Raw genomic sequence first — 21,842 nt, forward strand, 5'->3', positions numbered from 1 at the left:
CCCGCCCGGCCTCCGGAGCCCCGGAAAAAGGGGCAAAGGCACGGGGAAATCGGTATCGATCGCCCGGTGAATGGGGTTTCGCAGCCAATGGCTGCGAGAAGGCGGCTGAAGGGGGCGCGGCGGGCGCAGCTAACGGACGCCGGCGCCGGCCACCAGGGCATCCCGCGTCACAAGCAGAACCTGGTCTTCGCCCGCCGAGGTTTCGAGCCAGAAGACTTCGAGCTGAGGAAATGCCGCCTCGAAGTATTCGCGCTCGTTGCCGATCTCCAGCACCAGCACTGCGCGCTCGCTCATGCGCGAGGGCGCATCGGCGAACAGCTGGCGCACGAAATCCATGCCGTCGGTGCCGCCGGCCAGCGCCAGCTCGGGCTCGGCGCGATATTCGGCGGGCAGGGCGGCCATGCTGGCGCTGTTCACGTAGGGCGGGTTGCACAGCACCAGGTCGTAGGGGCCGGGCAGGTTCTTCAATCCGTCGGATTCAACCAGCCTCACGCGCGAGTCCAGCTCGTGGCGGGTGACGTTGATGGCCGCCACTTCGAGCGCCTGCACCGACAGGTCGCCCGCGTCCACCGTCACTTCCGGGTAGGTGAGCGCGGCCAGCACGGCAAGGGAGCCGTTGCCGGTGCACAGGTCGAGCACGCGCTGCGTGTGTTCGCCCAGCCAGTAGTCGATGGTTCCGTCGGCGATCAGCTCGGCGATGAAGCTGCGCGGCACGATGGCGCGCTCGTCCACGTAGAAGGGCACGCCCTGCAGCCAGGCTTCCTTCGTGAGGTAGGCGGCGGGCTTGCGCGTGGAAATGCGCTCGTCGATGAGCGCTGCCACCTTGCCCGCATCGGCGGGCGACACGGGCCTGTCGGCCACGCCGTCGAGGTCGTCCAGCGGCAGCTTCAGGCGCCACAGCACCAGCCACGCTGCTTCGTCGAAGGCGTTGGCGGTTCCATGGCCGAAGGCGGCGCCGGCTTCTTCCAGCCGCTTCGCGCCCGACTCGATGAGTTCGATGACGGTGCTCATCCGGCGAGCGCGGCGTCCAGCCGCTTCAGGGCGCGCAGGTAGATGTTCTTCAGCGTCTCGATCTCGGCCACTTCGATGTGCTCGTCGATCTTGTGGATGCTGGCGTTCACCGGGCCGAGCTCGACCACTTGCCTGCAGATCTTGGCGATGAAGCGCGCGTCGCTGGTGCCGCCGCTGGTCGAAAGCTCGGTCTCGATGCCCGTTTCCTCGCGGATGGCGCCCTGCACCGCCTCCACCAGCTCACCCGGCGTGGTCAGGAAGGGCAGGCCGCCGATGGTCCAGGCCAGGGTGTAGTCGACCTGGTGCGCATCGAGCACGGCGTGCACGCGCTGCTGCAGCGACTCGGGCGTGGATTCGGTCGAGAAGCGGAAGTTGAAGTCGATCACCGCGCTGCCCGGGATCACGTTGCTCGCGCCGGTGCCCGCGTGGAAGTTGCTGATCTGCCAGCTGGTCGGCTGGAAGTACGGGTTGCTCGCCGCGTCCCAGCCGCCGGCGGCGTTGATGGCCACCAGCTCGGCCAGCGCGGGCGCGACCGCATGCACCGGGTTCTTCGCCAGGTGCGGATAGGCGATGTGGCCCTGCACGCCCCTGACCGTGAGCTTGCCGCTCATGGTGCCGCGGCGGCCGTTCTTGATCATGTCGCCGCAGCGCTCCACGGCCGTGGGCTCGCCGACGATGCAGTAGTCGATGGTCTCGCCTCGCGCGGCCAGCGCGTTGCAGACCACGACGGTGCCGTCGACGCCGGGGCCTTCCTCATCGCTGGTGAGCAACAGGGCCAGCGTGAGCCGCGGCTCGGGCACGGCCTGCAAGAAGTCTTCGATGGAGGTCACGAAGGCCGCGACCGAGGTCTTCATGTCGCAGGCGCCGCGGCCGTAGAGCTTGCCGTCGCGGTGCGTGGGCGTGAAGGGGTGGCTGGTCCACTGCTCGACGGGACCGGTGGGCACCACGTCGGTGTGGCCGGCGAACACCAGCGTCTTCGTGGCGGCCTGGGCGTTCGCGGGACGGCGCACCGCCCACAGGTTGGTCACCCGGAAGTCGGCCGGGCCGCTCTCGATGGTCTCCAGCGTGAAGCCCAGCCGCGCCAGCCGCTCGCCGAGGATCTGCTGGCAGCCCGCGTCGTCGGGGGTGACGGAAGGGCGCGAGATGAGTTGTTCGGCGAGCTGGAGAGTTCGGGACATGGCACAGGAATGGAGGGTGACTCTTCCAGGAACACCGCGGAACCGGCTTTGCCGGGCCGCTGGTGTTGCCCCCTGCGAGGGGGTGGCGAAGCGACACGAAGTGCGCGCAGCCTGGGGGAGAGTCAGAATTTGACGTCTAGCGTGATGTCGGTGAAAGTGGGTTCGTCGACCTGGTCCGTGAGGTGGCGGTCGTCGACCTGCTGCTTGGGCGCCGCGCGGTTCTGCAGGCGCCACATGAGGTTGGTGGGCGAGTCGGCCTGCGACAGGCCCTCTTCGCGGGTGATGCGCTCTTCGACGATGAGGCGGGCGATGTCTTCCTCGAAGGTCTGCGAGCCTTCGGCCATCGACTTTTCCATCGCCTCCTTCACGCCGGAGAAGTCGCCCTTCTCGATCAGCTCGGCCACCAGCGCGGTGTTGAGCATGACTTCGAGCGCCGGCACGCGGCCGCCGGTCGGCGTGCGCAGCAGGCGCTGCGACACGATGGCGCGCAGCGCGCCGCCCAGGTCGCCCAGCAGCGTGGGGCGCACCTCGACGGGGTAGAAGCTCAGGATGCGGTTCAGCGCGCGGTAGCTGTTGTTGGCATGCAGCGTGGCCACGCAGAGGTGGCCCGACTGCGCGTAGGCGATGGCGGCGGACATGGTGTCGCGGTCGCGGATCTCGCCGATCTGGATCACGTCGGGCGCCTGGCGCAGCGCGTTCTTCAGCGCCGTCTGCAGCGAGGTGGTGTCGCTGCCCACGTCGCGCTGGTTCACCACCGACTTCTTGTTGATGTAGGTGAACTCGATCGGCTCCTCGACCGTGAGGATGTGGCCGCTGGCGTGCTCGTTGCGGTAGTCCAGCATCGAGGCCAGCGTGGTGGTCTTGCCCGCGCCGGTGGCGCCGACCATCAGGATCAGCCCGCGCTTTTCCATGATGAGCGTCTTCAGGATGTCGGGCAGGTTCAGCTCGTCGAAGCTGGGAATGGTGGAGGCGATGTGCCGCACCACCACCGCGTAGGTGCCGCGCTGGCGCATGGCGCTGATGCGGTAGTTGCCGGCGCCCTCGATGTGCACCGCCATGTTCAGCTCGCCCGTGCTCTCCAGCTCCTGGATGCGCCCGGCGGGCACCACCTCGGACAGCAGTGCCAGCGGCGCCGTGGGCGGCAGCACCTGCGCGTTGACCGGCAAGCAGATGCCGTTGATGCGGATCAGCACCGGCGAGTGGGCCGAGAGATATATGTCGGAGGCCTTGCGTTCGGCCATCAGACGAAGAAGCCGTTCCATCATGTTCATCGGTCTCTCTCCTCGGGTGCTGTTTGTTTTCTCTGGGGCTCTGAAGAAGACCGGCCCCGCAAAGGAGGGGCCAGCGGGAGGCGATCAGTCGCGCAGCAGGTCGTTCAGGCTGGTCTTCGAGCGGGTCTGCGCGTCGACCGTCTTCACGATGATCGCGGCGTAGGTGCTGTAGTCCTGGCCCGACTTGGTCTTCTTGGGCAGGTTGCCGCTGATGACCACGCTGCCCGACGGCACGCGGCCGTAGGAGATCTCGCCGGTGTCGCGGTTGAAGATCGGGGTGCTCTGGCCGATGTACACGCCCATGCCCAGCACGGAGTTCTCTTCGACGATCACGCCCTCCACGACTTCGGAGCGCGCGCCGATGAAGCAGTTGTCCTCGATGATGGTCGGGTTGGCCTGCAGCGGCTCCAGCACGCCGCCCAGGCCCACGCCGCCCGACAGGTGCACGTTGGCGCCGACCTGCGCGCACGAGCCCACGGTGGCCCAGGTGTCGACCATGGAGCCTTCGCCCACGTAGGCGCCGATGTTCACGTACGAGGGCATCAGGATCGCGCCCTTGGCGATGAAGCTGCCGCGGCGGGCCACGGCCGGCGGCACGATGCGAACGCCGGAGTCCTTCAGCTCGTTGGCCGACAGGTGCGAGAACTTGGTGGGCACCTTGTCGTAGAAGCCGAGCGAGCCGGCCTGCATCTGCTCGTTGTCCTTCAGGCGGAACGACAGCAGCACGGCCTTCTTGACCCACTGGTGCACGGTCCACTTGCCCACGCCTTCGCGGGTGGCCACGCGCAGCTTGCCGTTGTTGAGTTCGGTGATGACGTGCTCGACGGCGTCGCGCACTTCGGCCGGCGACGAGGCGACCGAGATGTTGGCGCGGTCTTCCCACGCGGCGTCGATGATTTGTTGCAGTTGCTGGGTCATGGAGGGTCTCGGGTGAAAAATGGGAGCAGGGGCCAGGAGAGGTGGATCAGCGGCGGGCTTCCTTGCAGAAGCGCACGATGCGCTGTGCGGCCTCCACGCATTCGGCCGTTTCGGCCACAAGCGCCATGCGGATGCGGCCCCGGCCGGGGTTGACGCTGTGCGCGCCGTAGGTGGTCTGGCGCGCCAGATAGCTCCCCGGCAGAACCGTCACATTGTATTGAGCGTAAAGCGCCCGGGCGAAGGCTTCGTCGTCGCCAGCCCACACTTCGGGCACGCCGGCCCACAGGTAGAAACTGGCGTCGGGCAGGCGCACGTCGAGCACCGGCTCCAGCAGCGGGGTGACAGCGGCGAACTTGGCGCGGTACTGGGCGCGGTTGTCGACCACGTGCGACTCGTCGCCCCAGGCCGCGATGCTGGCGGCGGCTACGGTGCCGCTCATGGCGCTGCCGTGGTAGGTGCGGTAGAGCAGGAATTTCTTGATGATGGCCGCGTCGCCCGCCACGAAGCCGCTGCGCAGGCCGGGCACGTTGCTGCGCTTGGACAGCGAGGTCAGCGCGATCAGGTTGCGGAAGTCGGGCCGGCCGAGCTTGACCGAGGCCTCGAGGCCGCTGAGCGGGGGCTCGTCGCGGAAGTAGATCTCGCTGTAGCACTCGTCGGCGGCGATCACGAAGCCGTGGCGGTCGGAGAGCGCGAAGAGCTTCTTCCACTCGTCCAGCGCCATCACCGCGCCCGTGGGGTTGCCCGGCGAGCAGACGAACACCAGCTGGGTGCGGCCCCAGACTTCCTCGGGCACGCTGTCCCAGTCGACCGCGAAGTTGCGCTCCGGCACGCTGGGCACGTAGTACGGCTCGGCGCCGGCCAGCAGGGCCGCGCCTTCATAAATTTGATAGAACGGATTCGGCGACATCACCACCGGCTGCGGCGAGGCCGTCGGGTCGACCACCGTCTGGGCCAGCGAGAACAGCGCCTCGCGCGAGCCGTTGACCGGCAGCACCTGCGTGGCCGGGTCGAGGGTGAGGCTGTAGCGGGTCTTGAGCCAGTCGGTGAAGGCGGTGCGCAGCTTCAGGTCGCCGGCGGTGGCGGGGTAGGCGGCCAGCGCGCCGAGGCTGGCGCTCAACGCGTCCTTGATGAAGCCCGGCGTGGCGTGCTTGGGTTCGCCGATGCCCAGGCTGATGGCCGTGAACTCGGGGTTGGGCGTGACGCCCGCGAACAGCTGCTTCAGCCGCTCGAAGGGGTAGGGTTGCAACCGGGAAAGCAGGGGATTCATGGCCGGGATTATCGGTGACAGGTGTTACCGCTCCCGGCGAAGCGGCTACTCGCGGCGGCCGGCAGCAAGGCTCAGGCGGCGCTGCGGCGATAGAACGCCAGCGAGCCGGCCAGGGCCAGCAGCATGCCGCCGCAGGCGCGGTCGATCCAGCGCGTGGCCGACACGGTCAAGAGCCGGATCGCCCGGGCGCCGACGAAGGCATAGGCCTGCATCACCGCCATGTCCAGGCCGGCGAAGATCAGCGCAATGACGATGTACTGCGGCGCCTGCGCGGCCGAGGGGTCGATGAACTGCGGCAGGAGCGCCGAGCAGAAGATGTAGCCCTTGGGGTTGGTCACCGCCACCAGGAACGACTTGAAGAAAATGCGCCGGCTCTCGCCCGCCGTGGCCGAGGGCGCTGCGTCGGCGGCCGGCAGGTGGAAGCCGCCCCTGGAGCGCAGCATGCGCAGGCCCAGCCAGGCCAGGTAGATCGCGCCCACCCATTTCAGCATCGAGAACCAGAACTCCGACGCGGCCAGCAGGGCGCCCAGGCCCAGCGCCACCGCGCCAACCAGCACGAAATCGGACAGCACCGCACCGAGCATCCCCGGCAGCGCACGCCGCACGCCGTGGCGCGAGCCGTTGCTGAGCGCCAGCAGCACCGTGGGCCCGGGCGTGGCGATGGCGGCGAAGGCCACGATCGCGAAGAGCAGGGCGGTGGCGAGCGTCATCGGGGCAGTCTCCTTGTTGAGCTTTGGCGGCCGGGGCTAGATCTTCTTGACCAGCACCTGGCTCTTGCGGTCCCAGTTGTACTTGCGCTTGCGCGCTTCGGGCAGCCAGTCGGGGTTGACCTGCTGGAAGCCGCGCTTGAGGAACCAGTGCATGGTGCGCGTGGTGAGCACGAAGATGCTCTCCAGGCCGATGGCCTTGGCGCGATGCTCGATGTGCTTGAGGATGCGTTCGCCGTCGCCCTGCGACTGCGATTGCGGCGACACCGTGAGCGCCGCCATCTCGGCCGTGCGCGCCTCGGGATAGGGATAGAGCGCCGCGCAGCCGAAGATCACGCCGTCGTGCTCGACCACCGTGTACTGGTGGATGTCGCGCTCGATCTCGGTGCGGTCGCGCTTGACCAGCGTGCCGTCGCGCTCGAAGGGCTCGATCAGCTGCAGGATGCCGCCGATGTCGTCCACCGAGGCCTCGCGCAGGCTCTCGAGCTTCTCGTCGATCACCATCGTGCCCACGCCGTCGTGCACGTACACCTCCAGCAGCAGCGAGCCGTCGAGGGCGAAGGGCAGGATGTGGTTGCGCTCCACGCCGGCCTTGCAGGCCTTCACGCAGTGCTGCAGGTAGAAGGCGGTGTCGGTGGGCTTCTGCGGCGGCGGCAGCGAGGCCAGCAGCTTCTCGGCGGCGTCCAGCGGCAGCTCGGTGTCGATGGGGTTGTCCTCGCTCTCGGGCAGTTCGCTGTCGATGCGGATGCCGGGAATCTCGGTCAGGAAGATCAGCTTGTCGGCCTGCAGCGAAATGGCCACGCTGGTGGCGACTTCTTCCATCGTCAGGTTGAAGGCCTCGCCCGTGGGCGAGAAGCCGAAGGGCGACATGAGCACCATGGCGCCGAAGTCGAGCGTGCGGCGGATGCCGGCGGCGTCCACCTTGCGCACCAGGCCCGAATGCTTGAAGTCCACCCCGTCGACCACGCCCACCGGCCGCGCGGTGATGAAGTTGCCCGAGATCACCCGCACCGTCGAGCCCGCCATCGGCGTGTTGGGCAGGCCCTGGCTGAAGGCGGCCTCGATCTCGTAGCGCAGCTGGCCGGCGGCTTCCTGCGCGGAGTCGAGCGCCACTTCGTCGGTGATGCGGATGCCGTGCGAATACTTCGCCTCGTGCCCCTTGGCCGCCAGCTGCTCGTTGACCTGCGGGCGGAAGCCGTGCACCAGCACGATCTTCACGCCCATGCTCTGGATCAGCGCCAGGTCTTGCGCGATGTTCTGCAGCTTGCCCGCCGCGATCGCCTCGCCCGCGAGCCCGACCACGAAAGTCTTACCGCGGTGCGTGTGAATGTAGGGCGCGACCGAGCGGAACCAGGGCACGAAGGTGAAATTGAAGACGGTGGACATGGGGCGTGATTGTGCATTCATGAAAGGGCATTTGCCTGACTCCGCCCGACTCGGCCCGACCCGGGCCGGGTCAGGCGAATCAGGCGATCGCGCGCAGCACGCGGGCCGCGCTGGCGGGGACCGAGCCGCCGCCTGCGCGAGGCGCGGGAGGCGGCGGCAGCGGCAGTCCCCCGTGCCGGGCACGGAAGCCCGCCAGCAGCGCCGCGTAGGCGTCGGTGGCCGCGTTGGCCTCGCCCGAGCCCGGATCGGGCAGCCCCAGCATTGCCGCCAGCGCTGCCGGCGCGATGGAGCCGTCGCGCAGCAGCGCATCGACCACCGTCATCAGCGCCGGCGTGTGGGCCTCCAGCAGCGCCAGCGCGCGCTCGTGTTCCTGCGCCAGCAGGGCTTCGATCTCCGGGTTGGTGGCCGCGATATCGGTGTTGACGTTGTCGCCCGGGTCGTTCGCGACGTCGGTGCGGCTCAGCCGCGTGCCGAAGGCGAAGTGGCGCACGTACTGCGCCGCATTGGCGGTCGCCTGCATGAAGTCCTGCGTGGCGCCCGAGGTGCAGGCCTGCTCGCCGAACACCAGCTGCTCGGCGGCGCGGCCGGCCAGGCTCACGCAGATGCGGTCGCGCAGGTTCTCCTTCGACCAGGCCTTGCGCTGCTCGTAGCTGTTGTAGCCGCCCTCGAACGAGGCCACGTTGATCTTGATCTCCTGCGGCGCGCGGCCGAAGAGCAGGCCGTACGCCACGCCGTGGCCGGCCTCGTGCACCGCGAGGAGGGCGCGGAAGTCCTCGCTCGAACGCTGCTTGAGGCGGTTCAGCTCCAGTGCCACCGGAAACTGGCGGCGCGCCTTGCGGTACTTCGCCGAGATGGCCGACACGCCCGCGTCCAGCGAGAGCCATACCGGCTCGCTGCCGTTGGCGCCTTGCTCCAGCGCCCACAGTGCGGCGTTGACCAGCGTGGCGCTCAGGATCGCGTGGATCGACGAGAACAGCGGTCGCGTGCCCTGCGCCGGGAACACGGCGTTGGCGTAGATCTGCTCGTACACGCTGGCATCGAGCACGAAGCGCACGCCGGAGCTTTCCTGGATCTCGGCCACGTAGCGGTCGCAGATCGACAGGATCAGGCGCACGTAGGTCGCGCGGTTGAACGAGGGGTAGATCACGTGGTTGTTGCCGAGGCGTGCGATCTGCTCGGGGCGGAAGCGCTCGGCCAGCGCCTTCTTCACGTCGATGACGGAGAGCTTCTTCGTCAGGGCGTGGAAGATGTCGGCGTCGGTGTCGCAGTCTTCGACGCGCTGCGCCGTCTCGGCATACATCTCGTCGAGGTTGCCCGAGACGAACACCAGCAGCTTGCTGTAGTCGGTCTCCCAGCTCTGCTGGGTGTCGCGGAAGGCGCGCAGGCGCGCGTGCACCTCGGCGGGCTTCCAGGCCATGATCTGCAGCAGCGTTTCCGACAGCTTCAGGCAGCGCTTCACCTCGCGCGCCTCCCAGGGCGACAGGTGCAGCTTGCGCTTCTTGTCGTACTTCTTCTTGTCGGTGCCGTCGCGGTCCTGCGTGTATTCGGCGTAGGCCAGCGACGACTCGATCTCGCCGAGCATCGAAAGCGCGGGCGGCAGGCGGCCGTCGGACAGCAGCGCCCATACGTCCTGGTAGCGCTCTACCTTGGCGTCGTTGCCGCCGTTGTCGACCGTGCGGAAGCGCTGGAACTCGTCCAGCACCAGGATGCCGGGCATGCCCTCGGCGATGCCCGACTCGGCCAGCATCGCCGAGATGGAGCCGCGGCTGTGATGGCCCGAGCCATGGCTGAAGCCGTCCATCTGCACTTCGATGAAGCGGTCGTAGAAGCCCAGGTGCTGCGCGAGCCTGCGCACCAGCTGTGTCTTGCCGGTGCCGGTGAGGCCCCAGAGGCAGACGATGACGGGGCGGCTGATGAGCTGCGGCAGCACATACCAGGCGCGGATCGAGTCGATCACGCGATCGATGATGTCGTCGATGCCGAAGAGCTCGGTCTTCAGTGCTTCGGCGACGGTCTGCAGGTGGCGAGTGCGCTCGGCGAGCTCGGCATGCAGTTGGGTACGGATGTCTTTGGACATGTTTTTCTTCTTGGATATCTGACGGGAACAGGAATGCGGCCGGCCCCTTCACCATGAAGGAGTCGGCGGGCGTGACGCTGTGGGTGTCGGTTGCGGCGCTTCGGTCTGCGAAGCGCGCCGACCGTGTCGATGGCGCGGGCTTCAGGCCGGGCGAGGCAACTTGACCCTTCCGTGCGCACGGGGCGCACGGCTTGCGCAGCGACGGCGCAAGGTGGTGAGGGCAAGGCGGTAGGACATGGACGCGATCGTAGTGGCGGTTTGCAATCGAGTAAAGACTATTTACGGATCGTGTCGCGATCTTGCTGCAATCGGACTGCGGCTGTGGATGCCGTGCAACAACGGTGGTGCGCGCCGATAATCGACGGTTTGCCTGCCGCGCCGGCCCGACGACTGTTTTCCCTTGCCGACCACCACACCCCTTCGCATCGAATTCCCCGAATCGCTTCCTGTCTCCAGCAGGCGCGACGAGATCATGGCCGCCATCTCGGCGCACCAGGTCGTGATCGTCTGCGGCGAGACGGGCTCGGGCAAGACCACGCAACTGCCGAAGATCGCCCTCGCGCTGGGCCGCGGCAAGCTCAACGCCGAGCCCGGCAAGGGCCGGCTCATCGGCCACACGCAGCCGCGCCGCATCGCCGCGAGTTCGGTGGCCAAGCGCATCGCCGAAGAACTGAAGACACCGCTGGGCGACGTGGTCGGCTTCAAGGTGCGCTTCCAGGACCGCCTCTCGCGCGACGCCTCCGTCAAGCTGATGACCGACGGCATCCTGCTGGCCGAGACGCAGACCGATCCGCTGCTGAAGGCCTACGACACGCTCATCATCGACGAGGCTCACGAGCGCTCGCTGAACATCGACTTCCTGCTGGGCTACCTGCGCGAGATCCTGCCGCGCCGGCCCGACCTGAAGGTGATCGTCACCTCGGCCACCATCGATGCAGATCGCTTTGCCCAGCACTTCGCCTCGGCGAAGGGGCCGGCGCCCACCATCTTCGTCTCGGGCCGCACCTATCCGGTGGAGCAGCGCTACCGCCCCTTCGAGGAATCGCGCGAACACGACCTGAACGACGCCATCGCCGACGCGGTCGACGAACTCTGGCGCGATCCGCACAACGCGGGCGACATCCTCGTCTTCCTGCCCGGCGAGCGCGAGATCCGTGAGGCGGCCGACCACTTGCGCCGCCACCTGAGCCACCAGCCGCTGCTGCGCAGCGCCGAGGTGCTGCCGCTGTTCGCGCGGCTCTCGGGCCCCGAGCAGGACCGCATCTTCGACGGCCACACGGGCCGGCGCATCGTGCTGGCCACCAACGTGGCCGAGACTTCGCTCACCGTGCCGGGCATCCGCTACGTGATCGACACCGGCACCGCGCGCGTCAAGCGCTACAGCTTCCGCAGCAAGGTCGAGCAGCTGCTGGTCGAGCCGATCAGCCAGGCCGCGGCCAACCAGCGCGCGGGCCGCTGCGGCCGCGTGGCGAACGGCATCTGCATTCGCCTGTACGACGAGAAGGATTTCGAAGGCCGTCCGCGCTTCACCGACCCTGAAATCCTGCGCTCCTCGCTGGCAGGCGTGATACTGCGGATGAAGTCGCTGCGCCTGGGCGACGTGGCGCGCTTTCCGTTCCTCGAGGCGCCGTCGCCGCGCGCCATTGCGGACGGCTACCAGCTGCTCAACGAACTGGGCGCGGTCGACGACGCCAACGAACTCACGCACACCGGCGCCGAGCTGTCGAAGCTGCCGCTGGACCCGCGCGTGGGCCGCATGATCCTGGAGGCCCGCTCGCGTGGGGCGCTGGAAGAAGTGCTCGTCATCGCGTCGGCCCTGAGCGTGCAGGACGTGCGCGACCGCCCGATGGACGCGCAGCAGCAGGCCGACCAGGCACATGCGAAATTCGACGACGAGAAGAGCGAGTTCAGCGGCTACCTGCGGTTGTGGAAGTGGATCGCCGATGCTCGCGGGGGGCATGGAGACACCCACAAGCTCAGCAACCGGCAATACGAACAGCTGCTGCGCCAGAACTTCATCAACATCCGCCGCGTGCGCGAGTGGCGCGACATCCATTCGCAGCTACTCACCGTGGTCACCGAGCACAAGTGGCGCATCAATGCGCAGCCGGCCGGCTACGAGGCGCTGCACATGTCGATGCTGTCGGGGCTGCTGGGCAACATCGGCTGGAAGCTGGAGGACGACGAGGCCTACCTCGGCGCGCGGGGCATCAAGTTCCACAAGCACCCCGGCGCTCACCTGAAGAAGAAGCCCGGGCGCTGGATCGTCGCGGCCGAACTGGTCGAGACCACGCGGCTCTTCGGCCGCGGCATCGCCAACATCGAGCCGCAGTGGCTCGAACAGGTGGCGGGGCACCTGCTGAAGAAGCAGCTGCTCGATCCGCACTGGGAGAAGAAGGGCGCGCAGGTGTCGGCGCTGGAGCGCGCGACGCTCTACGGCCTGGTGGTCTACAGCGGCCGGCGCGTCGACTTCACCCGGGTCGATCCGGTGGCGGCGCGCGAGATCTTCATCCGCGAGGCGCTGGTGGGCGGCCAGTGGGAAACCAGGTTCCCGTTCCTGCAGGCCAACCGCAAGCTGGTGCGCGAGGTCGAGGGGCTGGAGCACAAGTCGCGCCGGCAGGACGTGCTGGTCGACGACGAGCTGATCTTCGCCTTCTACGACGCGCAGCTGCCCGCCGACGTGGCCGGTGGCGCCAGCTTCGAGAACTGGTACCGCCAGGCTTCCAAGGACCAGCCGCGCCTGCTGTACCTGACGCGCGACGAGCTCATGCGCCACCAGGCGGCGGGTATCACCACGCAATCATTCCCGCCTACGCTGCGGCTGGGCGGCGTCGATTGCGCCGCGACTTATCTGCACGAGCCTGGCGACGCGAAGGACGGCCTCACCGTCAGCGTGCCGCTCTTCGTGCTCAACCAGGTGAGCGAGGAGCGTTGCGAGTGGCTGGTGACCGGCATGCTCAAGGACAAGATCCAGGCGCTGCTCAAGAGCCTGCCGCAGCGCCCGCGCTCGCGGCTGGTGCCGCTGCCCGAGTCGGCCTCGAAGCTGGCTGAAGAACTGTCGGCGCCCGAAGTGTTCGGCACCGGCTCGCTGACCGACGTGCTGCTCAAGCGCGTGCGCGACATGACCAGCATTGACGTCAAGCGCGCCGACTTCAAGCTCGACATGCTGGCGCCGCACCTGTTCATGAACCTGCGCGTGGTCGACGAGCACGGCCGGCAGCTGGGCATGGGGCGCAACCTCGGCGCGTTGAAGGCGGAGCTGGGCGCGCAGGCGCGCGGTGCCTTCCAGGCGCTGGCGGGGTTGAACGTCAAGGCGTCGCCGCAGAAGAAGGCAGCCGCCGCCGCGCCGGACGACCGGTCGAAGACACCTCCCGCGAAGGCGGCCGAGGCCCCCGCCGCGCTGCCCGCCGGCCAGCGTTACACGGCCTGGACTTTCGGCGGGCTGCCTGAACTGATGGAAGTGCGCCGCGGCTCGCAGTCGCTGATCGGCTTCCCGGCGCTGCGCGACGAGGGCGACGCGGTGACCATCGAAGTGTTCGACGAACCGGCCGTGGCGGCCGCCAAGCATCGCGCCGGCCTGCGCCGCCTGTTCGCGCTGCAGCTCAAGGACGCGCTCAAGTACCTGGAAAAGAACATCCCCGACCTGCAGAAGATGTCGGTGGCCTACATGCCGCTGGGCACGTCGGAGGAACTGCGCGCGCAGATCATCGACGTGGCGATCGACCGCGCCTTCCTGCAGGAGCCGCTGCCGACCGACGAATTCGCGTTCAAGCGCCGGCTGGAGGAGGGCCGCGGCCGGCTCACGCTGATCGCCAACGAGGTCGCGCGGCTGGCCGGCACCGTCCTCGTCGAGTACGCGGCTGCCGTGCGCAAGATCAAGGACACGAAGGTCCAGCCTGAAGCCGTGCAGGACGCCGCGCAGCAGCTGCAGCGCCTTGTCGGCAAGCGCTTCATCTCCGACACGCCTTGGACGCAGCTGCAGCACTTCGCGCGCTACCTGAAGGCCATCGTGCTGCGGCTGGACAAGCTGCGCGCCGATCCCGCACGCGACGCGAGCAAGCTCGCCGAGCTGAAGCCGCAGGATCAGCGCTACTGGCGCCTGGTCGCAGAGCGCAAGGGGGTGGTGGACGAGCGCATGCTCGAATTCCGCTGGCTGCTGGAAGAGCTGCGCGTGAGCTTCTTCGCGCAGGAGCTGCGCACGCCGCAGCCGGTGAGCGTGAAGCGGCTGGACAAGGCCTGGGCGCAGCTGCAGGCCTGATGGCACGAAGAAAAGCCCGCTTGCGCGGGCTTTCCCTTGGTTCCCTCAGTAACGTGACGCGTTGGCCGCAAAGGCTATATGCGTCCCATGAGCACGAGGATCACCACGATCAGCACGACCAGGCCAAGGCCGCCGCTGGGTCCGTAGCCCCAGGAGCGGCTGTAGCCCCAGCTTGGCAGGGCGCCGATCAGCAGCAGGATCAGGATGATCAGCAGAATGAATGAGAGCGACATGTTTTCTCTCCAGGGCGTTGTTGCGATGAGTCTTCATGCTGGCCCCATCGAATCGCGCGGAGGGCCGGAGGGTAGCCCCTCCGGTGGTCAGGCAACGTCCTACCGTGGGCGTCGGCGCTTTGCCGGCGCGCTCGCAGGCATGAACAGAAGCCCCGCCGTCACCAGCAGGAAAACAAGGCCCAGGCCGCCCGTGATGGCCGCGCCGCCCCATAGCGAAAAGAAGCCGTCGAGCATGGCGTCCTGCGGGTCGTTCGGATCGAAGAACACATCGACCGTTTCGCCGACCTCGTAGGCCGGCGGGCTGCTGCTGCTCGACGGCGCGAACTCGATGATCTCGCCCGACGGTGCCTTGAAGCGCACCAGCGGCTTCCAGGTGCCCGACTCGTTGCGCTTCGAGCTTTCGACGTGGAGCAGCCGCATCACCTCGCCCTGCGTGCGGCTGGCCGAGGCGATGAAGGTTGCCGTGTTGTGGTGCAGCAGCCAGGCGACGGCGCACAGCACGAGGCCGACCGCACCGAAAACGAGCCTCAGGATCGCAACCGGGTTGTTCTTCATTCGGGCAGCGTCGTCCGGGCAACGCCGCCGCGTCAGAGGCGCGCGAGGCGCTCCAGCGCCGCGAGCAGCGTTTCGTCCTTCTTGGCGAAGCAGAAGCGCACCACGCGCTGGTCGAAGCCATTGCCGTAGAAAGCCGACAGCGGAATGGCGGCCACGCCGATCTCGCGCGTGAGCCACAGGCAGAACTCGGCCTCCGAGAGGTCGCTCACTGCCGAGATGTCCACGCACTGGAAGTAGCTGCCTTCGCTGCGCAGCAGCCTGAAGCGGGTCTTCTCGGCCAGGCCGGCGGCGAACAGGTCGCGCTTGCGCTGGTAGAAGGCCGGCAGTTCCAGGTACGGCTTCGGCTCGGCCATGTACTGCGCGAGCGCGTGCTGCATCGGCGTGTTGACGGTGAACACGTTGAACTGGTGCACCTTGCGGAACTCGGCCATGAGCGGGGCGGGCGCGGCCACGTAGCCGACCTTCCAGCCCGTGACGTGATAGGTCTTGCCGAAGCTGCTGACGATGAAGCTGCGTGCGGCCAGCCCCGGAAAGCGCGCCACGCTCTCGTGGCGGGCACCGTCGAACACCATGTGCTCATAGACCTCGTCGCTGATCACGAACACGTCGGTGGGCGCGAGCAGTTCCTCCAGCTTGCGCATCTCGGCTTCGGTCCAGACCGTGGCGCTCGGGTTGTGCGGCGTGTTGATGATGATGGCCCGCGTGCGCGGCGTGAGCGCGGCGGCGATCCTGTCGAAGTCGGGGCGGAAGGTGCCGGGCACCAGCGGCACGCGCACCACGCTGCCGCCGGCGAGCTCGATGTTCGGAACGTAGCTGTCGTAGCAGGGCTCCAGCACGATCACCTCATCGCCCGGGCGCACCACGGCGAGGATGGCCGTGATGATGGCCTGCGTGGCGCCGGCGGTGACGGTGATCTCGGTCGCCGCGCTGTAGGTGTGGCCGTACTGCGCCGCGATCTTGGCCGAGATGGCGTCGCGCAGCGCCGGGATGCCGGGCATCGGCGGGTACTGGTTGTGGCCCGCGGCCATGGCGGCCGTCACGTCTTCGAGCAGCTTCGGATCGCAGTGGAAGTCCGGGAAGCCCTGGCCCAGGTTGACCGCGTTCTTCTCCGCGGCCAGCGCCGACATCACGGTGAAGATGGTTGTGCCGACGGCCGGCAGCTTGGTGACGATGTCGGGCGTGCGTGGGGACGTGCTCATGATGTTCGTGATTTCTTCAACTGTTGTTCCACATGCCACTTGCTCGTCGCGGCCCCTTCCAGGAACGCCGCGGAACCGGCTTTGCCGGGCCGCAGGTGTTGCCCCTGCAAGGGGGTTGGCGAAGCGACACGAAGTGCGCGAAGCCTGGGGGTGATCCTGTTTACAGTTCGTAGTCTTGTTGGTGGCCACTCAAGGCCTTCGCGATCAGGTTGCGGTCGAGCCGGTCGGAGAGCAGCTCGGCGAACTTGAACACGAAGTTGCGCAGGTAGGCGCTGCGCTTGAACGCGACCCGCGCGATATTCTGGCCGAACACATGGCCCATCGGGCGCACCACGAGGTCGGCGTTCGACTCGTCGCGCACCGCCATCTCGGCCACGATGCCCACGCCCAGCCCCAGGCGCACGTAGGTCTTGATCACGTCGGAGTCGATGGCCTCGAGTGCGATGCGCGGGGTGAGCTTCTTCTGCGCGAAGGCGTGGTCGATGCGGGTGCGGCCGGTGAACGAGGGGTGGTAGGTGATGATCGGCTCGCTCGCCAGGTCTTCGAGCGAGACGCGCTCCTTGGAGGCCAGCAGGTGGTCCTTGGGCAGCACCAGCACGTGCTGCCATTCGTAGCAGGGCAGGGTCACCAGCTCGGCGTAGCCGTCGAGCGACTCGGTGGCGATGCCGATCTCGGCGATTTCGTCGATCACCATGCGCGCCACCTGGTCGGGCGAGCCCTGGTGCAGGCTGACGTTGACCTTGGGGTAGGCCTCGCGCAGGTTGGCCACGGGCACCGGCAGCACGTAGCGCGCCTGGGTGTGGGTGGTGGCGATGGAAAGCGTGCCGCTGTCCTGTGCGCTGAACTGCTCGCCGATGCGCTTGAGGTTGCCCACCTCGCGCATGATCAGTTCGATGCTGGCGATGACGTGCTGGCCGGGTTCGGTGACGCGCTTCAGCCGCTTGCCGTGGCGCGCGAAGATCTCGACGCCCAGTTCTTCCTCGAGTTCGATGATGGCCTTGGAGACCCCGGGCTGCGAGGTGTGCAGTGCCTTGGCCGCCTCGGTGAGGTTCAGGTTGCGCCGCACGGCTTCCTGAACAAACTTGAACTGATGCAGATTCATATCAAATTCCGTCTTATTGCGGAATTCATTATGCCTTCGGAATCTATCGAAATTGCCGAATGTTCATGATTTGACCGCAATCCGGGCCAGGAGATCGACCAGTTCTGGCTCTTCGCCAACGATGCGAGCGAGCGAGAAGCCGATGGCGGGCCAGCGTTGGCGCAGCGCCTCGACCTGCAGCGGCAGGTCTTCGCGCGCGTGCTTGCCCATGCCGAGGAAGAGCGGAACCACCCGGATGGCGGTGGCGCCGCCGCCGATCAGCGTCTCGACTGCGGTGGGCAGGTCGGGCGTGGCCAGCTCCATGTAGGCGCAGGCCACGAGGGCGTCGGGACCGTCGGCGCGCACCCGCTGGGCGACGGCCTCGATGGGCTGGCGCCAGCGCTCGTCGCGCGAGCCATGCGCCAGCAGGACGATGCCCCGCCGGATGCCCTGGGCTGCGGTCATCGTCGCAGCACCAGCCAGCTGAAGGCCGTGAGCGACATCACCGAGTAGATCAGCCCCGGCGCCGCCGCAGTGAGCCATGGCGACCAGTTGCTGAGGTTGCCCAGGTAGCCGAACACGTTGTTCAGCAGGAAGAAGCTGATGCCGATCATCACGCCGCCGAACACGTAGGTCGTGATGCCCGACTGGCGGAAGTGCAGGTAGGCGAAGGGCAGGGCGAGCACCACCATCACCAGGCACGACAGCGGGTAGAACACCTTGCGCCAGAACTCGATCTCGTAGCGCTGCGCGGTCTGGCCGTTGGCGTCGAGATGGCGGATGTAGTCGAACAGGTCGATCGTGCTCATCCGGTCGGGCCGCAGCAGCGCCACCGACACCATCTCGCCGGTCAGCGAGGTCGGCCAGTTCAGCTGCGGGATCTTGGTGGTGACGATGTGCGCCTGCTCGGCCGAGCTGCGCGTGTCGTATTTCTGCTCTTCCACGCCGGTGAGCATCCAGTGGCCGTCGTTGCCGATGGCGGCCGAGGCCGCGGTGATCTGTGTCTTGATGTAGCCGTTCTCGTCGAACTCGAAGATGCGCGGGCTCTTCAGCGCGCCCTTGCGGTCGATGGCCAGCACGTTCACCGCGTAGGAGACGTTGTCGCGCTTCTCCTTGAGCCAGGCGCCGGTGTTGCCGGCCAGCGAGTAGGTGCCCTGGTACTTGGCCTTCAGCAGCTGGCCGGTGCGCTCGGACAGCGGCGCGACGTAGTCGCCGATGGCGAAAGTCAGCACCACGAAGCCGATGCCCATGAGCAGAAGCGTGCGCAGCGCGCGCCAGGGACCCAGTCCGCTGGTGCGCAGGATGGTGTATTCGGAGCTCTGCGCCAGCCGCGCCATCACGAAGATCGAGCCGATCAGCACCGTGATCGGCAGCAACTCGTAGAGATGGCTCGGGACCAGCAGGGCCACGTAGACGAGCGCCTGCGCGGGCCCGTAGTTCAGGCTGTCCGGCTTGCCGATGGACTGGAGTTCGTCGACGAAGTCGAAGAAGAAGAAGAGGCTCAGGAAGCCGAGCGTCACGAACGCGACGGCCTTCAGCACCTCGACGTAGATCAGGCGTCTTATCGTTTTCACGTGGGTTCGATCCTGGGAGCGGAAGGCGGCATGGCCGGGGTGGCGGACGGGCTCCTCCTGATCCGGCGTCCCCAGTTGTTCTGGCGGGCGCCGAGCCATGCCAGGTTGATCAGCAGCACGCCGCCGTGCAGCAGCAGCATGAAGCCACCCATGCCGAACTTGCCCGAGCTGATCCAGCTCTGGCCCAGGTTGAGCATGTTGTAGTAGACGACGAAGGCGAAGAGCGCGAGCAGGAGGTTGCCACTGCGGCCCACGCGCGGATTGCCGCTGGAGACGTTCAGCGCCAGCAACACGAAGTTGACGGCCGCCAGCAGCATGCCGATGCGCCAGGCCAGCTCGCCGCGGCTCGCATCGCTCGCGTCGGTCAGCAGCGACAGCGTGGTGCGCGCGCGCGGAGGTGTCGCGTCTCCCGTGAGGCCGGAGCTTCCGCCGGCGCGCGTGCCATAGGTCTTGAATTCGCTGATCTTCAGGCCGGTGGCGGTCATCGGCTGCTCGAGCCGCTGCCCGTTGTTGAGCAGCAGGTAGCGCGAATCGCCGATGTTCTCGATGCTGCCGCTGCGCGCCGAGGTCGTGATCTGCATGTTGCGCTCGATCGACCAGATGAAGACGTTGGTGGCCCTGGAGTTGTCGGGCGTCTCCTTGTCGATGAAGAACACGCGCACCCGGCCGGCGGATTCGCGGAATTCACCCGGCGCCACGCGCTCGATGTCGCTGCGCTGCTCGTACTGCTTGCGCATGCCGATGGTCTGCGAATTGGCCCAGGGCCAGCCCACCAGCGCCATCACGGCGATCAGGATCAGCACCGGCCAGGCGAAGCGGAACAGCGGCTTGACGAAGTCGGCCATGCCCTGTCCGCTGGAGAGCCAGATGACCATTTCGCTGTCGCGGTACATGCGCGACAGGGTGCCGACGATGGCGATGAACAGGCTCAGGCTCAGGATGGTCGGCATGTAGCCGAGCACCGTGTAGGCCATCACCAGGAACACCTCCTGCGGATTCACACTGCCCTTGGACGCGAGCCCGAGGGTGCGGATGAGCATCATGGTCATCACGATGGTGACCAGTACCACGAGGGTCGCTCCGAAGCTGCGGGACAGCTCCTTGCGTAGGGAAGAATGGAATAACATCGTTCGAGGAAAAAAAGGATTATGGACTTTCAACTCAAGACCCTCACCGTCGCCCAGGCCGCAGCCGAGAAATCCGATGTCCTGATCGTGCTCGTCGGCAGCGCTCCCATCACTTCCAAAGACCCGCTTTCCGTGCTCGCCGCCAGCGCCCGCAAGGCCGGCGACCTGCCCGACAAGGCCGGCAAGCTGCTCGGCCTCTACCGTCCTGAAGACGTGGTCGCGGGCCGCGTGGTGCTCGCCGCCATCGGTGACGGCAAGCCCGCCTCGGTGCGCAGCGGGGTCGCGGCGGCAATCAGTGCCGCCAAGGCGCAGGCTCCCAAGCGCGTGACCCTGGCCTTCGCGCAGCCCGCCGATGGCGCGGCGGTGGCCGCAGCCGTCACCGCGGCGGCCGACGCCAGCTATGTCTACACCACCACCAAGTCGAAGGCCGAACCCCGCAGCATCCGCCAGCTGACCATCGGCGTGGCCGACGCCGGGGCGGTCTCCGCCGCCTTCGACGAAGCCCGCGCCACCGTCCGGGGCATCGAACTGGCCAAGGAATGGGGCAACCGCCCCGCCAACCACGCCACGCCCACGCTGCTGGGCGAGGCAGCAAAGGAGTTGGCGAAGCTGCCGAACATCAAGTGCGAGGTGCTGGGGCCGAAGGAAGTCGAGAGGCTCGGCATGGGCTCCTTCGCCGCCGTGGCGCAGGGCTCGGCGCAGCCGCTGCGCTTCATCGTGCTGCGCTACCACGGCGCGCCCAGGAGCCAGGCACCCGTGGTGCTGGTCGGCAAGGGAATCACCTTCGACACCGGGGGCGTCTCGCTCAAGCCGGCGGCCGAAATGGACGAGATGAAGTTCGACATGTGCGGCGCGGCCAGTGTGCTCGGCACCTTCCGCGCGCTGGGCGACATCCAGCCCGCCATCAACGTGGTCGGCCTCATTCCCTCGTGCGAGAACATGAACGACGGCCGTGCCGTGAAGCCGGGCGACGTGGTGACCAGCATGAGCGGCCAGACCATCGAAGTGCTCAACACCGACGCCGAGGGCCGGCTCATCCTGTGCGACGCGCTGACCTACGCCAAGCGCTTCGAGCCCGCCGCCGTGATCGACATTGCCACGCTGACGGGCGCCTGCGTGATCGCCCTGGGCGGCGTGCGCAGCGGCCTGTTCGCCAGCGACGACACGCTGGCAGCCGCGCTCGAAGCCGCCGGCGAAGCTTCGCAGGACCGCTGCTGGCGCATGCCGCTGGACGACGACTACGCCGAGGGCCTGAAGAGCAACTTCGCCGACGTGGCCAACATCGCCGGCCGCGCGGGCGGCGCCATCACCGCCGCCAAGTTCCTGCAGCGCTTCACGAGCGACTTCGCATGGGCGCACCTGGACATCGCCGGCACGGCCTGGAAGAGCGGGGCAGCCAAGGGCTCGACCGGCCGGCCGGTGGGGCTGCTGGTGTCCTACCTCATGGGCCGCGCGGGCAGCGCCGACGCAGCGGGCAAGGCCGACGGTGCCAAGGCGAAGTCCGGCAAGAAGGCCGGCAAGGCCGCCGCGGCTCCCGCTGGAAAGACCCGGACCGAGAAGTGACCGAGATCGGCTTTCACTACAACGCGCGCGACAAGCTGAACTACGCCTGCCGGCTGGTTCGCAAGGCCGTGAACACGCGCAGCCTGCGCGTGGTGGTGGTGGGCGATGCGCGCTCGCTCGATGTGGTCGATGCGGCGCTCTGGCAGCTGTCGCCGGTGGACTTCGTCGCGCACTGCCGCGACGATGCGCCGGCCCATGTGGTCGCGCGCTCGGCCGTGGTGCTGTCGTCGCAAGGCGCCGACGCGGCCTCGCTGCCGCACCGCGAGATGCTGGTGAACCTGGGCCTCGAAGTGCCCGCGGGCTTCGAGCGCTACGAACGCATGATCGACATCGTGAGCGACGAGGCCAACGACCGGCAGGTCGGCCGGTCGCGCTGGCGCCACTATGCCGATCGTGGCTACACCATCCAGCCGCACGACTTCGCAAAGAGTTCCTGA

General features: G+C 67.7%; 18 protein-coding genes. 3 read left to right on the plus strand and 15 right to left on the minus strand.

Annotation, left to right across the window (positions count from 1 at the left end; genetic code table 11):
• Positions 1 to 129: 129 nt before the first annotated feature.
• The 8 genes from prmB to ABL843_RS14720 form a co-directional block, all read right to left on the minus strand.
• A complete protein-coding gene (gene prmB, locus ABL843_RS14685; protein ID WP_418120320.1) occupies positions 130 to 1,011 on the minus strand; it encodes a 50S ribosomal protein L3 N(5)-glutamine methyltransferase in 882 nt (293 codons plus the stop codon).
• A complete protein-coding gene (gene dapE, locus ABL843_RS14690) occupies positions 1,008 to 2,189 on the minus strand; it encodes a succinyl-diaminopimelate desuccinylase (RefSeq protein WP_184638151.1) in 1,182 nt (393 codons plus the stop codon). Before dapE ends, prmB begins: the two co-directional genes overlap by 4 nt.
• Positions 2,190 to 2,311: 122 nt before the next feature.
• Positions 2,312 to 3,460 (minus strand): PilT/PilU family type 4a pilus ATPase, encoded by a 1,149-nt coding sequence (locus ABL843_RS14695; RefSeq protein ID WP_418120321.1) that lies wholly within the window; start codon positions 3,458 to 3,460, stop codon positions 2,312 to 2,314.
• A gap of 84 nt (positions 3,461 to 3,544) precedes the next feature.
• The gene (gene dapD, locus ABL843_RS14700) at positions 3,545 to 4,378 is read right to left on the minus strand and encodes a 2,3,4,5-tetrahydropyridine-2,6-dicarboxylate N-succinyltransferase (protein ID WP_184638149.1); all 834 of its coding nucleotides are present in this window, start codon (positions 4,376 to 4,378) and stop codon (positions 3,545 to 3,547) included.
• 46 nt (positions 4,379 to 4,424) lie between these two features.
• Positions 4,425 to 5,645, minus strand: coding sequence for a succinyldiaminopimelate transaminase (gene dapC, locus ABL843_RS14705; RefSeq protein WP_418120322.1), 1,221 nt, complete (start codon positions 5,643 to 5,645; stop codon positions 4,425 to 4,427).
• 71 nt (positions 5,646 to 5,716) lie between these two features.
• Positions 5,717 to 6,355, minus strand: coding sequence for a LysE family translocator (locus tag ABL843_RS14710; protein WP_418120323.1), 639 nt, complete (start codon positions 6,353 to 6,355; stop codon positions 5,717 to 5,719).
• Positions 6,356 to 6,391: 36 nt separating this feature from the next.
• Complete coding sequence (gene argA, locus ABL843_RS14715; RefSeq protein ID WP_126019475.1) at positions 6,392 to 7,738, minus strand: amino-acid N-acetyltransferase; 1,347 nt, start codon at positions 7,736 to 7,738, stop codon at positions 6,392 to 6,394.
• A 79-nt stretch (positions 7,739 to 7,817) separates the two neighbouring features.
• A complete protein-coding gene (locus tag ABL843_RS14720; RefSeq protein ID WP_418120324.1) occupies positions 7,818 to 9,815 on the minus strand; it encodes an AAA family ATPase in 1,998 nt (665 codons plus the stop codon).
• 472 nt (positions 9,816 to 10,287) lie between these two features.
• On the opposite strand from ABL843_RS14720, the gene hrpA reads away from it, so the two are divergent.
• On the plus strand, positions 10,288 to 14,073 hold the full coding sequence (gene hrpA / locus ABL843_RS14725) for an ATP-dependent RNA helicase HrpA (protein WP_418120471.1): 3,786 nt from the start codon (positions 10,288 to 10,290) through the stop codon (positions 14,071 to 14,073).
• Between the two features lie 74 nt (positions 14,074 to 14,147).
• Here hrpA and ABL843_RS14730 read toward each other — a convergent pair whose 3' ends face one another.
• The 7 genes from ABL843_RS14730 to lptF all read right to left on the minus strand — a co-directional run bounded on the left by ABL843_RS14730 (position 14,148) and on the right by lptF (position 19,842).
• Positions 14,148 to 14,306 carry a DUF3309 family protein gene (locus ABL843_RS14730; protein ID WP_126019481.1) on the minus strand — a complete coding sequence of 53 codons (159 nt, stop codon included), beginning with the start codon at positions 14,304 to 14,306 and terminating at the stop codon, positions 14,148 to 14,150.
• 99 nt (positions 14,307 to 14,405) lie between these two features.
• Complete coding sequence (locus tag ABL843_RS14735; protein WP_418120325.1) at positions 14,406 to 14,861, minus strand: DUF3592 domain-containing protein; 456 nt, start codon at positions 14,859 to 14,861, stop codon at positions 14,406 to 14,408.
• 32 nt (positions 14,862 to 14,893) lie between these two features.
• Positions 14,894 to 16,060, minus strand: a complete 1,167-nt coding sequence (locus ABL843_RS14740; RefSeq protein WP_369658225.1) for a pyridoxal phosphate-dependent aminotransferase — start codon at positions 16,058 to 16,060, stop codon at positions 14,894 to 14,896.
• Positions 16,061 to 16,220: 160 nt separating this feature from the next.
• A complete protein-coding gene (locus ABL843_RS14745; RefSeq protein ID WP_418120326.1) occupies positions 16,221 to 17,162 on the minus strand; it encodes a CysB family HTH-type transcriptional regulator in 942 nt (313 codons plus the stop codon).
• A 63-nt stretch (positions 17,163 to 17,225) separates the two neighbouring features.
• Positions 17,226 to 17,606, minus strand: a complete 381-nt coding sequence (locus ABL843_RS14750) for a sirohydrochlorin chelatase (RefSeq protein WP_418120327.1) — start codon at positions 17,604 to 17,606, stop codon at positions 17,226 to 17,228.
• Positions 17,603 to 18,715, minus strand: coding sequence for an LPS export ABC transporter permease LptG (lptG, locus tag ABL843_RS14755; RefSeq protein WP_126019490.1), 1,113 nt, complete (start codon positions 18,713 to 18,715; stop codon positions 17,603 to 17,605). The genes ABL843_RS14750 and lptG overlap by 4 nt, the downstream gene beginning before the upstream one ends.
• Complete coding sequence (lptF, locus tag ABL843_RS14760; RefSeq protein WP_126019492.1) at positions 18,712 to 19,842, minus strand: LPS export ABC transporter permease LptF; 1,131 nt, start codon at positions 19,840 to 19,842, stop codon at positions 18,712 to 18,714. Before lptF ends, lptG begins: the two co-directional genes overlap by 4 nt.
• Before the next feature lie 21 nt (positions 19,843 to 19,863).
• Between lptF and ABL843_RS14765 the strand changes: the two genes are divergently transcribed.
• The gene (locus tag ABL843_RS14765; protein WP_418120328.1) at positions 19,864 to 21,405 is read left to right on the plus strand and encodes a leucyl aminopeptidase; all 1,542 of its coding nucleotides are present in this window, start codon (positions 19,864 to 19,866) and stop codon (positions 21,403 to 21,405) included.
• Positions 21,402 to 21,842, plus strand: a complete 441-nt coding sequence (locus tag ABL843_RS14770; RefSeq protein ID WP_418120329.1) for a DNA polymerase III subunit chi — start codon at positions 21,402 to 21,404, stop codon at positions 21,840 to 21,842. The genes ABL843_RS14765 and ABL843_RS14770 overlap by 4 nt, the downstream gene beginning before the upstream one ends.

The organism is Variovorax sp. 350MFTsu5.1 (assembly GCF_048302515.1).
Taxonomy (GTDB): domain Bacteria; phylum Pseudomonadota; class Gammaproteobacteria; order Burkholderiales; family Burkholderiaceae_C; genus Variovorax; species Variovorax guangxiensis.